Source organism: Leifsonia sp. TF02-11 (genome assembly GCF_017565305.1).
Lineage (GTDB): Bacteria > Actinomycetota > Actinomycetes > Actinomycetales > Microbacteriaceae > Leifsonia.
Genome location: NZ_JAGEKP010000003.1, coordinates 54,942 through 68,610, shown reverse-complemented (window position 1 = coordinate 68,610; position 13,669 = coordinate 54,942). Strand labels below are relative to the sequence as shown.

The window sequence follows — 13,669 nt, the reverse complement described above, 5'->3', positions numbered from 1 at the left end:
CTAGGATGTGCACATGAGCATCGAACCTTCCGCTGGCGAACACTTGCTGCCCGCGCGTCGCGCGCTGGCCGACGACGTCTACGACGCGGTGCTCGGCTTGCTGATGGACCAGGTGATCGAGCCGGGCAGCCGCGCAAGCATCGACGGGATCGCGCGCCAGCTGGGCGTCTCACCCACGCCGGTGCGCGAGGCGCTCGCGCGGCTGGAGTCCGAAGGGCTCGTCGTGAAGAAGGCGCTCAAGGGCTACACGGCCGCGCCGTTGCTCGACAGCGAGGGACTCCGGGAGCTGTTCGAGATGCGGCGGCTGCTGGAGCCGTACGCCGCCCGCCATGCCGCCGGCGAGATCGACGCGGAGACCCTCGATCAGCTCGAGCAGCTCTGCGAAGACATGCACCGCAGCGGCCAGGCGTCGCATTCCGGAGACGACCGGTTCAAGGACTACAAAGACTTCGCCAACCAGGATGCCGAGTTCCACCGTCTGATCGCCATCCACTCCGGCAACGGGCTGCTGGCCGACGCGATCGTGCGGCTGCGCCCTCACCTCCACCAGTACCGCATCTACTTCACGCACGGTGTCGTCGATGAGACCTCCGGAGAGCACGAGGCGGTGCTGGAGGCATTGCGTGCCGGCGACGGACCTCGGGCCGAGAAGGCGATGCGCAACCATCTCACCACGTCGTACGCGCGCATCTCGTCGAGCCTGAAGGCCGCCGAGGCCCGGTAACTCCCGCGAGAGACGCCGTCGAGACGACGCCCACGTGCCTGACCACGTGGGCGTTCTCGCGTGTGCGCGGGTCTCAGCTGGAGACTTTGTGGCTATATCCAATAGGATATTGACATGAGCACCGTGATCGGCTTCGAGACCCTGGACGTGCGCTTCGAGACCTCGGCGTTCCTCGACGGCTCGGACGCGATGAACCCCGACCCCGACTACTCCGCCGCCTACCTGCGCGTGCGCACGGACGCCCCGGACGCGTTGGAGGGCCACTCCTTCGTCTTCACCATCGGTCGAGGAAACGACGTCCAGGTCGCGGCCATCGAGGCGCTGGCGCAGCGGGTGATCGGGCGCGACGTTGAGGCGATCCTCGACGACCTCGGCGGATTCTGGCGCGAGTTCGTCTACGACTCGCAACTGCGCTGGCTCGGTCCCGAGAAGGGCGTCATGCACATGGCGATCGGCGCCGTGGTCAACGCTTTCTGGGATCTCAAGGCCAAGCGCGCCGGCCTCCCGCTGTGGCAGCTCCTCGCGCGGATGACGCCGGAGGAGCTCGTCGCTCTGGTCGACTTCCGCTACCTCAGCGACGCGCTGACGCCGGAGGATGCGCTCGCGCTCCTGCGCGCGGCGGAGCCCAGCCGCGCCGGTCGCGAGGCGGAGATCCTGGCAACCGGCTATCCCGGTTACACGACGACGCCCGGCTGGCTCGGGTACTCCGACGACAAGCTGCGCAGGCTGGCGCGAGAAGCCGTGGACGACGGCTTCCTGCAGATCAAGCTCAAAGTCGGCGACCGGCTGGAGGACGACCTGCGTCGCCTCCGGATCGCGCGCGACGAGGTCGGACCCGACATCCGGATCGCCATCGACGCGAACCAGCGCTGGGATCGCGACCAGGCCGTCGAGTGGATCCGCGCACTCGAGCCGTTCGACCTCGCCTGGGTCGAGGAGCCGACCAGTCCCGACGACGTGCTCGCCCACGCCGCCATCGCGCGCGCCGTGGCACCCGTGCCCATCGCGACCGGGGAGCACGCGATGAGCCGCGTGCTGTTCAAGCAGCTGCTGCAGGCCGACGCCACCGCTATCGTGCAGATCGACTCGACGCGCGTCGCGGGGGTGAACGAGAACCTTGCCATCCTGCTGCTGGCCGCGAAGTTCGGTGTACCGGTGTGCCCGCACGCCGGCGGCGTGGGGCTCTGCGAAGCGGTGCAGCACTTCTCGATGTTCGACTTCGTCGCGGTCTCCGGCAGCCAGGAGGGTCGCATGATCGAGTACACCAAGCACCTCCACGAGCACTTCGTCGCTCCGGTCGAGCTGGTCGGCGGCCGCTACCGCGCTCCGCTGACGCCGGGCACCGGCATGGAGATGCTGCCCGAGTCGCTGTACGCGCACCGCTACCTCCCCTGACGGACGCCGAAGGGCACGTTGTTGTCCCTTTCGGCACGCGAAAGGGACAACAACGTGCCCTTCGGCACTCCCGTTCGGCTGCGTCAGCGGCGGGGGCGGAGGGAGTACATGCCGCCGTCGACGGCGAGGATGACGCCGTTGGTGGAGGTCGAGCGTGGCGAGGCGAGGTAGGCGACGGCGTCGGCGACCTCCTGCGGCTGCACCAGCCGGCCGCTGGGCTGGCGGGCTTCCAGTGCGGCGCGTTCGGCGTGGGGGTCGGCGGCGTCGTCGAGGAGGCGGCCCACCCACGGGGTGTCCGCGGTTCCCGGCGCGACGGCGTTGACGCGGATGCCGAGGGGGAGGCAGTCGGCTGCGATCGCGAGGGTCATGGCCGAGATGGCGCCTTTGGAGGCGGAGTAGAGCACGCGCTGGGGGAGGCCGGCCCACGCGGCGATGGAGCTGGTGAAGACGACTGCCGGCGAGGGGGAGGCCTTCAGGTGGGGAAGCGCGTGTCGGACGGTGCGGGCGGAGCCGATCACGTTGACGTTGAGGACGCGCGTCCACTCGGCGTCGTCGTTGGCCTCCACGTCGCCCTGGGCGCCGATGCCGGCGTTGGCGATCACGATGTCGAGCCGGCCGGCGTCGGCGGCCACCTGCTGGATCGCGGAGCGCACGCTGGCGTCGTCACCGATGTCGCAGCGGATGCCGACGTGGGGTGCGGCGACCGCTGCCGCGTCGAGGTCGAGCGCGTAGACGCGGGCGCCTCGGCTCGCGAGCTCGTCGGCGATGGCCCTGCCGAGGCCGGATGCTCCACCCGTGACCGCGGCCACGAGCCCTTCGAAATCGGACAACGACGTCTCCTTCGCGCTGGTGTGATCTGTTCGTGTTCGCCGGGTCAGCGCGCCGCGCGGACCGTGCTCGCCTGCTCGCCGAGACCGTCGATCCCGATTCGCACCTCGTCGCCGACGCCGAGGTAGGGGAAACGCCCGGAGAGCCCGACGCCCTCCGGTGTGCCGGTGTTGATCAGGTCGCCCGGCTCGAGGGCGGTGAACTGGCTGAGCCGGTAGACGATCTCGGCGACGCCGAAGATCAGGTCGGAGGTGTTCGAGTCCTGCCGGGGTTCGCCGTCGACCGTGGACCAGATCCGCAGCCCCGACCCGTCGCCGACCTCCGCGGTCGGCACGAGCCAGGGGCCGAGCGGATTGAACGTCTCGAAGCTCTTGCCCTTGCTCCACTGGCCCAGCGAGCGCTGGAGCTGATACTCGCGCTCCGACACGTCGTTCGAGACAGCGAATCCGGCGATGTGGCCCAGCGCCTCGGCGGGGGAGGAGAGGTAGCGGGCGCGGGTGCCGATGACGGCCGCGAGCTCCACCTCCCAGTCGGTCGTCGTCGAGCCCGGCGGGAGCAGGATGTCGTCGTTCGGCCCGACCACGGTGTTCGGGTGCTTGTAGAACACCACGATGTCGCTCGGCGGCTCGGCTCCGGATTCTCTGGCGTGTGCCGCATAGTTCATCCCGATGCAGATGACCGCCTGCGGGCGGGCGATCGGAGCGCCGACGCGGAGCCCTGCCGTGTCGATCGCGGGAAGCGTCCCCGCCAGGACGGCGGCCTCCGCGCGGGCGAGTCCGTCGGAGGCCAGGAAGGCGCCGTCGATGTGGGCCGTCAGGGGGCGCAGATCCCACGCGGTCTCGCCGTCGCTGACGACCGGGAGCTCCGCGCCGGCGGGGCCGAGTCGCATGTATCGCATCGGGGTCCTTTCGCAGGGACTTACAGCCTATTACTATTTCCTATAGGAATCCAAGATCGGGTCCGGGAGAGGGACATCCGATGCGCGTCGCCACCGCTCTCGCGGGATGTACGTGCGACGACGCTGCGAGGAACTCGGCGCACTCGGGATCATCGACGTGACGATCCTGTCGGTCAAGGAGAGATCAGGCGAGATCGGCCTCCGCCGCGCGCTGGGTGCGACGTCGCTGCTCCCCGCGCCCGGATCCGTGATCGGCGTCATCGCCGGCACCTACCCCGCCCACCGCGCGGCCCGGAGCGCCGCGGCCTCTCGGGTGCCGGTCCGGCTCAGCGCGGCGTCGTGCTCTCCCGGACCACCAACTCGGGCTGGTAGCGGATGTGCCGCGGCTCCAGCGACCGGTCGTCCGCCTCCTCGAGGAGGATCCGGACGGCGGTCTCGCCGATGAGGTGGCTCGGCTGCCGGATCGAGGTCAGCGGCACGACGGAGGCTCCGGCGAAGAGGATGTCGTCGTAGCCGACGAGGGCGATCTCGTCGGGGACGGCCAGCCTTCCGCCGACGAACAGAGACTGCAGGAGGCCGATGGCCAGCAGGTCGTTGGCGGCGAAGACCGCGTCCGGCCGGTCGCCGGGGGCGCGGTCGGCGATCGTCTGGCCGATCCTGCGGCCCTCGAGCACGGTGAGCGCGTCGCCGAAGACTTCCTCCAGTGCGATGCCGGGGTACTGGTCGACGACCGACCGGGCGCCGGCGAGCCGGTCGCTCACCTGTTGGATGGCGACGGGGCCTCCCACGAACAGGAGGCGCGTGCGCCCGGTATCGATGAGGTGCTGAGCGGCCAGGGCGCCGCCGGCGACGTCGTCGACGGTCACCGAGCTGAACGAGCTGTCGCTGCTCTCGCGGTCGACCAGGACGACGGGGATGTCTCGGTCGCGCATCCGGCGCAGACGCGGGGCCACGTCGCCGACCGGCGAGAGGAGCACTCCGCGCACGCGGAGCTCCTCGAAGAGGTTGAGATAGCCGGCCTCGCGCTCGCTGCGTTCGTTGCTGTTGCCGACGATGACCTCGTAGCCCGCGTCGGATGCCGCGTTCTCGGCCGCGGTCGCGACGTCGGTGAAGAACGGGTTTGCACCGCTGAGCGAGATGAGGCCGATCGCCTGACTGTGGCCGAGGCGGAGCTGGCGTGCCGCCTCGTTGCGCACGTACGAGAGCTTCTCCATCGCGAGGTGCACCCGCTCGACGGTCTCTGGGGAGACGATGTCGGGGCGGTTGAGCACGTTCGACACGGTTCCCACCGACACCTGAGCGAGCGCCGCGACGTCTTTGACGCTTGCAGAAGCCATGAAGCGATTCCCTCCCGCCAGCAATCGTAATGGAGCGGGCGGCGCAGGCGTCCGGTTCCGTGATACGCTTTGAATCGATTCAGGTTGAATCGATTCATTGCGACGAAGAGGTTGATGTGGAACGGGTGTGCTTCACGATGCGGCTCAAGCCGGAGCGGGTGGAGGAATACCTGGCGGCGCACGAGGTCGTCTGGCCGGAGATGCTCGACGCCCTGCGCGAGACCGGCTGGTCGAACTACTCGCTGTACGTCGACCGCGAGGCTGCCCTGGTCGTCGGTGTCCTGGAGACCGACGACTTCGAGGGTGCGATCGCCGCGATGAATGAGCGCGAGGTCAACGCGCGCTGGCAGGCGACCATGGCCGGCTTCTTCGCCGAGGAGGCCGCGCCCGACTCCACCATGAAGCGGTTGACCGAGTACTTCTTTCTCAAGTGAGCAGTAAAGGAAACACAACGACGTGAGAGTCGGAAGCAGCAGCACCACCGGATGGCGGGCCACCAGCTCGGTCGCCATGAGCAACTACATCGAGTCGGGGTCGATCATCGCGATCGCCACCAGCCTCGGGTTCTGGCAGGCGGAGTTCCACCTGACCGACGGGTTCGTCGGCATCCTCGCCGCCTTCAGCGCGAACGCGTTCGGCGCGGCCATCGGCGCCATCCTCGGCGGCCCGCTCACCGACCGCCTCGGCCGCAAGTTCATCTACACGTACGACCTTCTGCTCTACATGATCGGCGTCCTCCTCGCGGTGTTCGCCCTGAACCCCGGGATGCTCTTCGCCGCGTTCCTCATCACCGGGATCGCCGTCGGCGCCGGAGTGCCGGCCTCCTGGACCTACATCGCCGAGCAGGCGCCCGACCACGCGCGTGCAAAGCACGTCGGGATGGCGCAGCTCGCCTGGTCGATCGGCCCGCTCGTCGGCTTCGCGCTCGCGGCTGCGCTTGCTCCGCTCGGTCTGCTGGGCAGCCGCATCATCTTCTTCCACCTCTTCGTGGTGGCCGGCATCGTCTGGTGGGTCCGTCAGGGCCTGCCGGAGTCGAAGCTCTGGACGGACGTCAAGACGGGCGCCGTGTCCACCGCCGATTCCGGTCGCGGAATGCGTGCCCTCTTCTCCAAGCGCGTGAACGTCACCGCGCTGCTCTTCCTCTTCGGTGTCTACGGGTTCTGGAATCTGGTCGCGGGCCAGGCCGGCATCTTCATGCCGCGCGTCTACGAGGCCGCCGGCGTGCACAGCGCCGTCGAGCAGGACCTCCTGCAGGTGCTGGTCTGGGGCTGCACCGTCGCCGCGACCTACTTCGGTTTCATGCAGCTGGGCGACCGGATGTCGCGGCGCGTGCTCTACGGAATCGGCGCGCTGCTCGGCATCGTGGCCTGGTTCGTCCTGGTCTTCGCCCCTCCCGGCCTCCCGACCCTGCTGACCTTCGCGATCACCTGGGGTGTGGCCTCTGGCATCGGCGCGCAGGCGTTCTACGGGGTCTGGACGGCCGAGCTGTTCGCCACCCCGTACCGCGCGAGCGCCCAGGGCGTGCTGTTCTTCGCGGCCCGTATCGCCGTCGGCCTGCTGAGCTCGGTCTTCCCGCTCCTGCTCGCCAGCAGCGGAGTGCCGACGGTCGGTCTGATCCTCATCGGCTTCCTCGCCGTCGCGCTCCTCATCGGTGTGATCTGGGCCCCGGCCACGCAGGGGAAGTCGCTGCGGCAGATCGAGGCCGAGCGTTATAGCCCCTCACGTGGCGCGCGCGAGGACGCGCGCGTCTGATCACCACCCGCCCCACCGTCCACCCGCCCCACCTTCCACCCGTCCCGACGAAAGGGAGACCATGACCCTCACCGATGACATCCGCTCGCAGCTGGCGCTGCAAGCGATCGAGCTCCCGAGCTGGGCGTTCGGCAACTCGGGCACGCGTTTCCGCGTGTTCGGCACCCCCGGAACGGCGCGCGACCCCTTCGAGAAGATCTCGGACGCGGCGCAGGTGCACAAGCACACCGGGCTCGCGCCGACGGTCGCCCTGCACATCCCGTGGGACAAGGTGGACTCCTACGCCGACCTCCGTAAGCACGCGGAGGACAACGGCGTGGAGCTGGGCACGGTCAACTCGAACACGTTCCAGGACGACGACTACAAGTTCGGGTCGGTCACGCACTGGGACGACCGGATCCGCCAGAAGGCGATCGACCACCACTTCGAGTGCATCGACATCATGAACGAGACCGGGTCGCGCGACCTGAAGATCTGGCTCGCCGACGGGACGAACTATCCGGGTCAGGACTCCATGCGGGCGCGGCAGGACCGCCTGGCGGACTCGCTCGCGAAGATCTACGAGCGGATCGGCGAGGGCCAGCGGCTGGTGCTGGAGTACAAGTTCTTCGAGCCGTCGTTCTACCACACCGATGTCCCGGACTGGGGGACGAGCTACGTGCAGACCGCGGCGCTCGGCGAGCGCGCGATGGTGTGCCTGGACACCGGGCACCACGCGCCGGGCACGAACATCGAGTTCATCGTCATGCAGCTGCTGCGCCTGGGGAAGCTCGGGAGTTTCGACTTCAACAGCCGGTTCTACGCCGACGACGATCTGATCGTGGGCGCGGCCGACCCGTTCCAGCTGTTCCGGATCGTGTTCGAGGTCATCCGCGGCGGCGGCTACGCCAACCCGGACGTCGCGTTCATGCTCGACCAGTGCCACAACCTGGAGGCGAAGATCCCGGGCCAGATCCGCTCGGTGCTCAACGTCCAGGAGGCCACCGCCAAGGCTCTGCTGGTCGACACCGAGGCGCTCGCCGCCGCCCAGGCCGCCGGTGATGTGCTCGCCGCCAACACCGTGTTCATGGACGCGTTCAACACCGACGTGCGCGCCGATCTGGCCGCCTGGCGCGAGTCGCGCGGCCTCCCGGCCGACCCGATGGCCGCCTACAAGGCCTCCGGCTACCAGCAGAAGATCGAGACCGAGCGCGTCGGCGGCACCCAGGCCGGCTGGGGCGCGTAACCTCTCATCCCGGTTTCACCCTCGCAGACCATCACGCAGAAGGAATCACGCACAATGACGAATGAGACCGTCGCGGCCCTCTTGGCCCGGTCGAACCGCCTCGGCGCCGACCCGAAGAACACGAACTACGCCGGCGGCAACACCTCCGCCAAGGGCACCGAGACCGACCCGGTGACGGGGGAACCGGTCGAGCTGCTGTGGGTGAAGGGTTCCGGCGGCGACCTCGGCACGCTCACGGAGCAGGGCCTCGCGGTGCTGCGGCTCGATCGGCTGCGTGCCCTCCAGAACGTGTACCCGGGCGTGGACCGTGAGGACGAGATGGTCGCCGCGTTCGACTACACGTTGCACGGCAAAGGCGGTGCCGCGCCGTCGATCGACACGGCCATGCACGGCCTCGTGGACGCCGCGCACGTCGACCACCTGCACCCCGACTCCGGCATCGCGATCGCGACGGCGGCCGATGGCGAGGCGCTGACCGAGAAGGTGTTCGGGGGTCGAGTGGTGTGGGTGCCGTGGCGCCGTCCCGGCTTCCAGCTGGGGCTGGACATCGCCGCGATCAAGGCGGCGAACCCGGACGCGATCGGCACCGTGCTCGGCGGCCACGGCATCACCGCGTGGGGCGACACATCGGAGGAGGCGGAGGCGAATTCGCTGTGGATCATCCAGACCGCCGCCGACTACATCGCAGCGCACGGCCGTCCGGAGCCCTTCGGTGCGCGCATCCCGGCGAACGAGCCGCTGACCCCGGCCGAGCGTCGGGCGAAGGCGGCGGCTCTGGCACCGACCATCCGCGGGCTGGCATCGACCGACAAGCCCCAGGTGGGTTCGTTCACCGATGACGGGGTGGTCCTCGACTTCCTCGCCTCGGTGGAGCACGTCCGCCTGGGTGCGCTCGGCACCTCGTGCCCGGATCACTTCCTGCGCACCAAGGTCAAGCCGCTCATCCTCGACCTCCCCGCCGACGCCTCGATCGAGGACTCGATCGCGCGGCTGACAGAGCTGCACGAGCAGTATCGAGCGGAGTACACCGCGTACTACGAGCGCTACGCGACGCCCGAGTCGCCCGCGATGCGGGGCGCCGACCCGGCGATCGTGCTCATCCCGGGCGTCGGGATGTTCTCCTACGGCAAGGACAAGCAGACCGCCCGTGTTGCCGGCGAGTTCTACATCAACGCGATCAACGTGATGCGCGGTGCGGAGGCGCTCTCGACCTACGCGCCGATCGATGAGGCGGAGAAGTTCAACATCGAGTACTGGTCGTTGGAGGAGGCGAAGCTGGCCCGGCTGCCGAAACCGAAGTCGCACGCGGGCCGTATCGCGCTGGTCACGGGCGCGGCCTCCGGGATCGGCAAGGCGATCGCCACCCGTCTGGCGGCCGAGGGCGCCTGCGTGATCATCGCCGACCTCGACCTGCAGAAGGCGCAGGCCGCGGCGGCGGAGCTCGGCAGCACCGATGTCGCGATCGGGGTGGCGGCGAACGTCACCAGCGAGGCCGATATCCAGGCCGGCATCCAGGCGGCCCTGCTGCAGTTCGGCGGACTCGACCTGATCGTCAACAACGCCGGCCTGTCGATCTCCAAGCCGCTTCTGGAGACCACGGAAGCCGACTGGGACCTCCAGCACGACGTCATGGCCAAGGGGTCGTTCCTGGTCTCCAAGGCGGCGGCGAAGGTCCTCATCGAGCAGGGCCTCGGCGGTGACATCGTCTACATCTCCTCCAAGAACTCCGTGTTCGCCGGGCCCAACAACATCGCCTACTCCGCGACCAAGGCCGACCAGGCCCACCAGGTGCGGCTGCTGGCCGCCGAGCTCGGCGACCACGGCATCAAGGTCAACGGGATCAACCCCGACGGCGTCGTCCGCGGCTCCGGGATCTTCGCGGGCGGCTGGGGCGCCAAGCGCGCCGCGGTCTACGGCGTGCCGGAGGAAGAGCTCGGCAAGTACTACGCGCAGCGCACCCTGCTGAAGCGAGAGGTGCTGCCCGAGAACGTCGCCAACGCGGTCGCCGTGCTCACCTCCAGCGACCTCGACCACACCACCGGCCTCCACATCCCCGTCGACGCCGGCGTCGCCGCAGCCTTCCTCCGATGAACACGCCCAGCTCGGCCGGTGCGGTCGCCGCCGTCGACCTAGGAGCGACGAGCGGCCGCGTCATGCACGCGCGGGTCGGCGCGAACACGGTGGAGCTCACCGAGGCCGCGCGCTTCCCCAACACGCCCGTGCGACTGTGGGAAGGGAGTCGTTCTGCCCTGCACTGGGATCTGACCGGCCTGTTCTCGCACGTGCTGGAGGGGCTGGGCTCCGTCGCGCGATCGGAGCCGGACCTCGCGAGCGTCGGCGTGGATTCCTGGGCCGTCGACTACGGGCTGCTGAGCGACGGCCGGCTGCTCGGCGAGCCGTACCACTACCGCGACGAGCGCACGGCAGAAGGGGTCGAGCTGGTGCACGCCCGCGTCTCTCCCGCGGAGCTGTACCGCGAGGGCGGCCTGCAATTCCTCCCCTTCAACTCGCTGTACCAGCTGGCGCACGACCAGGAGACCGGCGTGTCGGAAGCGGCCGACGGCTTCCTGCTCGTTCCCGATCTCATCACGTACTGGCTCAGCGGCGAGACGATCGCCGAGCGCACCAACGCCTCGACGACCGGGCTCCTCTCCGCCGACGGATCGTGGAACGACGCGCTCATCGAACGGCTGGGGCTGCGACGCGGGCTCTTCGCTCCGCTCGTCGACGCCGGAACCGGAGTCGGCTCCCTACTGCCGTCGCTCGACCTCCCGTTCTCCGGGTCCGGTCCCACTGTCACCGCCGTAGGGTCGCACGACACGGCGTCCGCGGTGGTCGCCGTGCCGATGGACGCCTCGCGGGCCGCCTACATCTCCTGCGGAACGTGGGGGTTGGTCGGGGTGGAGCTGGCCGAGCGGGTCGTCGGCGAAGCGGGTCGCGCAGCCAACTTCACGAACGAGGGCGGAGTCGACGGCCGCATCCGCTACCTCCACAACGTGATGGGGCTCTGGCTGCTCAGCGAGTCGATCCGCGAGTGGCAGCGGCGTGGCCTCCCCGTGAACCTGGAGAGGCTGCTCGCCGAGGCGGCGGCGCTTCCGCGACCGTCGGAGCTGTTCGACGTGGACGACCCGCGCTTCCTGGCGCCAGGGGACCTTCCCTCGCGCATCGCCGAGTGGTTCGCGGAGCGCGGCCTCCGTGCGCCGGCGAGCCCCGCCGGGACGGTGCGCGTGATCATCGAGTCCCTGGCCGAGGCCTTCGCCGCTTCCGTGCGCACCGCCTCCGAACTGTCGGGGGTGCGGGTCGAGACCGTGCACGTGGTGGGCGGGGGAGCCCGCAACGCGCTGCTCTGTCAGGCGACGGCCGATCGCTGCGGGCTGCCGGTGCTGGCCGGTCCCGTGGAGGCGACGGCGCTCGGCAACGCGCTCGTCCAGGCGCGTGCCGCCGGCCTGGTGTCCGGTGACCTGGAGACGCTGCGCGCGCTGGTCGCCCGCAACTACGCGCCGGTGCGGTACGAGCCGCGCTGACGCGTCGGGCACGGAGGAGATCCGCGGGAGCGCGCCGCGCTGTGGCGGCCAACGGAGGAGATTGGGCACGGTGTGGCGCGGATGTCCTCCGTTTCCGACGCCCGCACCGCCCCGCGGATGCGGGCAACGGAGGAGATTGGGCACGGGGTGGCCCGGATGTCCTCCGGTGGCTGCCGACACGCCGGTGCCGTGGCCGCAGCTCCTCCGTTGGCGACCGGCTCAGCTGGCGCGAGTCGCGGTCGCCTCGACCTCCTCGAGTTCTTCGCGGGCCTCCTCGCGCGGGCTCAGCACCACGCGCGGGCGCAGGCCGGTGAAGCGCACGCGCATCCCGCGGTACTTCACGAGGTAGAAGACGCCGACCAGGGCCGCCGCGAAACCGCTCGCCGCGCCGACCCCCAGCGCCCAGCGCGGGCCGAACGCGTCGGCGACCCAGCCGACGATCGGCGCGCCGATGGGCGTTCCGCCCATGAAGATCGCCATGTAGATCGCCATCACCCGTCCGCGCAGGAGCGGGTCCGTCGTCATCTGCACGGTGCCGTTCGCCGTGGTCATCAAGGTCTGCGACGAGACGCCGATGATGATGAGCGCCAGCGCGAACAGCCAGTAGGTCGGCATGACGGCGGCGATCGCGCAGCCCGCGCCGAAGAAGGCGGCGCCGGCGAACAGCATCGAAATCCGCGGCCGCTCGCGGCGGGCGGCCAGCAGCGCGCCGATCACGGAGCCGATCGCCATGATCGACGACAACAGTCCGTACTCGCCGGCGCCCTGGTGGAACACGCTCACCGACATGGTCGAGATGAAGATCGGGAAGTTGAGGCCGAAGGTCCCGATCAGGAACACCATGATGAGGATGACCATGATGTCCGGGCGCCGCCGCACGTACCGGAAGCCGTCGACCAGACCGCCGCGGCTGCGCTTGGCGCGCTCGGTGCGGTAGAGCTTCTCCGTGCGCAGCATCGTGAGCGACAGCAGCACCGCGCCGAAGGTCGCGGCGTTGATGAGGAACACCCAGCCGGCGCCGACGGCGGCGGTGAGGAGGCCGGCGACAGCCGGCCCGAGCAGCCGGGCGGCGTTGAAGGACGCCGAGTTGAGGGCGACGGCGTTCGACAGGTTGGGGCCGGCCACCAGCTCCGACACGAAGGTCTGACGCGCGGGGGCGTCGAACGCCGCAACCACACCGAGCGCCAGCGCGAACAGGTAGACGTGCCACAGCTGCACGGCTCCGCTGACGGTGAGGAGGCCGAGCCCGAGTCCGAGCAGTCCCATCAGGCCCTGTGTCAGCATCAGCAGGCGGCGACGGTCGAGGTGGTCGGCCGCCCAGCCCGTCACCGGGAGGAGGACGAGCTGCGGCGCGAACTGCAACGCCATCACGATGCCGACGGCCGACGCGTTGTTGTGGGTGAGCTGCGTGAGGACGATCCAGTCCTGCGCCGTGCGCTGCATCCAGGTGCCGACGTTGGAGACCAGCGCCCCCGCGGCCCAGATGCGGTAGTTGACGCCGGCGAGCGACCGGAACATCGCGCTCACGAGTCGGCGAGCTCTCGGAGGATCGTCGCGGCTTCGGCGAGGGTCTCGCGCTGCTCAGGGGTCAGCGTGCGCAGCCGCTGGTGCAGCCAGGCGTCGCGGCGCCGCCGCGTCTCGGCGACCAGCCTGAGGCCGGCCTCGGTGGGGACGACGACGACCTTGCGGCCGTCGACCGCGTCGGCGGTGCGGCGCACGTACCCGGCCTGCTCGAGGTGGTTCACGGTGCGGTTCATGGAGGGCGGGGTGACGCGCTCGTGCTCGCTCAGCCTCCCGATCGTGCCGGACCCCTCGCGCACGAGGAAGGCCAGCGTGGAGGTCTGGGTGTCGCTCAGCTCGTCGTCCTCCTTCTCGGCGCGCAGCCGGCGGGAGAGTCGTGCGACGGCGATGCGCAGCGCGCTGCTGAGGTCGTGTGTCGAGAGCCGTCCCATAGATAGTTAGCCTAACAAATTAGGTTGGCTAAAT

General features: G+C 69.7%; 12 protein-coding genes and 1 pseudogene. 8 read left to right on the top strand and 5 right to left on the bottom strand.

Annotated elements, in window-relative coordinates:
• The first annotated feature begins 13 nt into the window (after positions 1-13).
• Positions 14-724 carry a GntR family transcriptional regulator gene (locus tag JNB50_RS02420; RefSeq protein ID WP_208038523.1) on the top strand — a complete coding sequence of 237 codons (711 nt, stop codon included), beginning with the start codon at positions 14-16 and terminating at the stop codon, positions 722-724.
• A 114-nt stretch (positions 725-838) separates the two neighbouring features.
• Positions 839-2,119, top strand: coding sequence for an enolase C-terminal domain-like protein (locus JNB50_RS02415; RefSeq protein WP_208038522.1), 1,281 nt, complete (start codon positions 839-841; stop codon positions 2,117-2,119).
• An 83-nt stretch (positions 2,120-2,202) separates the two neighbouring features.
• On the opposite strand, the gene JNB50_RS02410 is transcribed toward JNB50_RS02415, so the two are convergent.
• Together JNB50_RS02410 and JNB50_RS02405 are read right to left on the bottom strand one after the other, a co-directional pair.
• The gene (locus JNB50_RS02410; RefSeq protein ID WP_208038521.1) at positions 2,203-2,949 is read right to left on the bottom strand and encodes an SDR family NAD(P)-dependent oxidoreductase; all 747 of its coding nucleotides are present in this window, start codon (positions 2,947-2,949) and stop codon (positions 2,203-2,205) included.
• Between the two features lie 44 nt (positions 2,950-2,993).
• A complete protein-coding gene (locus JNB50_RS02405; RefSeq protein WP_208038520.1) occupies positions 2,994-3,845 on the bottom strand; it encodes a fumarylacetoacetate hydrolase family protein in 852 nt (283 codons plus the stop codon).
• A gap of 136 nt (positions 3,846-3,981) precedes the next feature.
• Here JNB50_RS02405 and JNB50_RS24895 point away from each other — a divergent pair.
• Positions 3,982-4,290 (top strand): annotated as a pseudogene (locus tag JNB50_RS24895) (hypothetical protein); the annotation flags it as partial.
• Here the strand turns inward: JNB50_RS24895 and JNB50_RS02400 are convergent.
• Positions 4,172-5,182 carry a LacI family DNA-binding transcriptional regulator gene (locus tag JNB50_RS02400; RefSeq protein WP_208038519.1) on the bottom strand — a complete coding sequence of 337 codons (1,011 nt, stop codon included), beginning with the start codon at positions 5,180-5,182 and terminating at the stop codon, positions 4,172-4,174. The pseudogene JNB50_RS24895 and the gene JNB50_RS02400 overlap by 119 nt on opposite strands.
• 116 nt (positions 5,183-5,298) lie before the next feature.
• On the opposite strand from JNB50_RS02400, the gene JNB50_RS02395 reads away from it, so the two are divergent.
• The 5 genes from JNB50_RS02395 to JNB50_RS02375 all read left to right on the top strand — a co-directional run bounded on the left by JNB50_RS02395 (position 5,299) and on the right by JNB50_RS02375 (position 11,683).
• Positions 5,299-5,616 (top strand): L-rhamnose mutarotase, encoded by a 318-nt coding sequence (locus JNB50_RS02395; RefSeq protein ID WP_208038518.1) that lies wholly within the window; start codon positions 5,299-5,301, stop codon positions 5,614-5,616.
• Between the two features lie 22 nt (positions 5,617-5,638).
• A complete protein-coding gene (locus tag JNB50_RS02390) occupies positions 5,639-6,934 on the top strand; it encodes an MFS transporter (RefSeq protein ID WP_307794577.1) in 1,296 nt (431 codons plus the stop codon).
• A 61-nt stretch (positions 6,935-6,995) separates the two neighbouring features.
• Positions 6,996-8,159: an L-rhamnose isomerase gene (rhaI, locus tag JNB50_RS02385; RefSeq protein WP_208038517.1), complete on the top strand. Its 1,164-nt coding sequence runs from the start codon at positions 6,996-6,998 to the stop codon at positions 8,157-8,159.
• A gap of 54 nt (positions 8,160-8,213) precedes the next feature.
• Positions 8,214-10,250, top strand: a complete 2,037-nt coding sequence (locus JNB50_RS02380) for a bifunctional aldolase/short-chain dehydrogenase (RefSeq protein ID WP_208038516.1) — start codon at positions 8,214-8,216, stop codon at positions 10,248-10,250.
• Positions 10,247-11,683: a rhamnulokinase family protein gene (locus tag JNB50_RS02375; RefSeq protein WP_208038515.1), complete on the top strand. Its 1,437-nt coding sequence runs from the start codon at positions 10,247-10,249 to the stop codon at positions 11,681-11,683. Before JNB50_RS02380 ends, JNB50_RS02375 begins: the two co-directional genes overlap by 4 nt.
• A 219-nt stretch (positions 11,684-11,902) precedes the next feature.
• Here the strand turns inward: JNB50_RS02375 and JNB50_RS02370 are convergent, their stop codons facing one another.
• The gene (locus tag JNB50_RS02370) at positions 11,903-13,201 is read right to left on the bottom strand and encodes an MFS transporter (RefSeq protein ID WP_208039139.1); all 1,299 of its coding nucleotides are present in this window, start codon (positions 13,199-13,201) and stop codon (positions 11,903-11,905) included.
• Between the two features lie 5 nt (positions 13,202-13,206).
• Entirely contained in the window at positions 13,207-13,635 is a 429-nt protein-coding gene (locus JNB50_RS02365; RefSeq protein ID WP_208038514.1) for a MarR family winged helix-turn-helix transcriptional regulator, read from the bottom strand.
• Positions 13,636-13,669 lie beyond the last annotated feature (34 nt).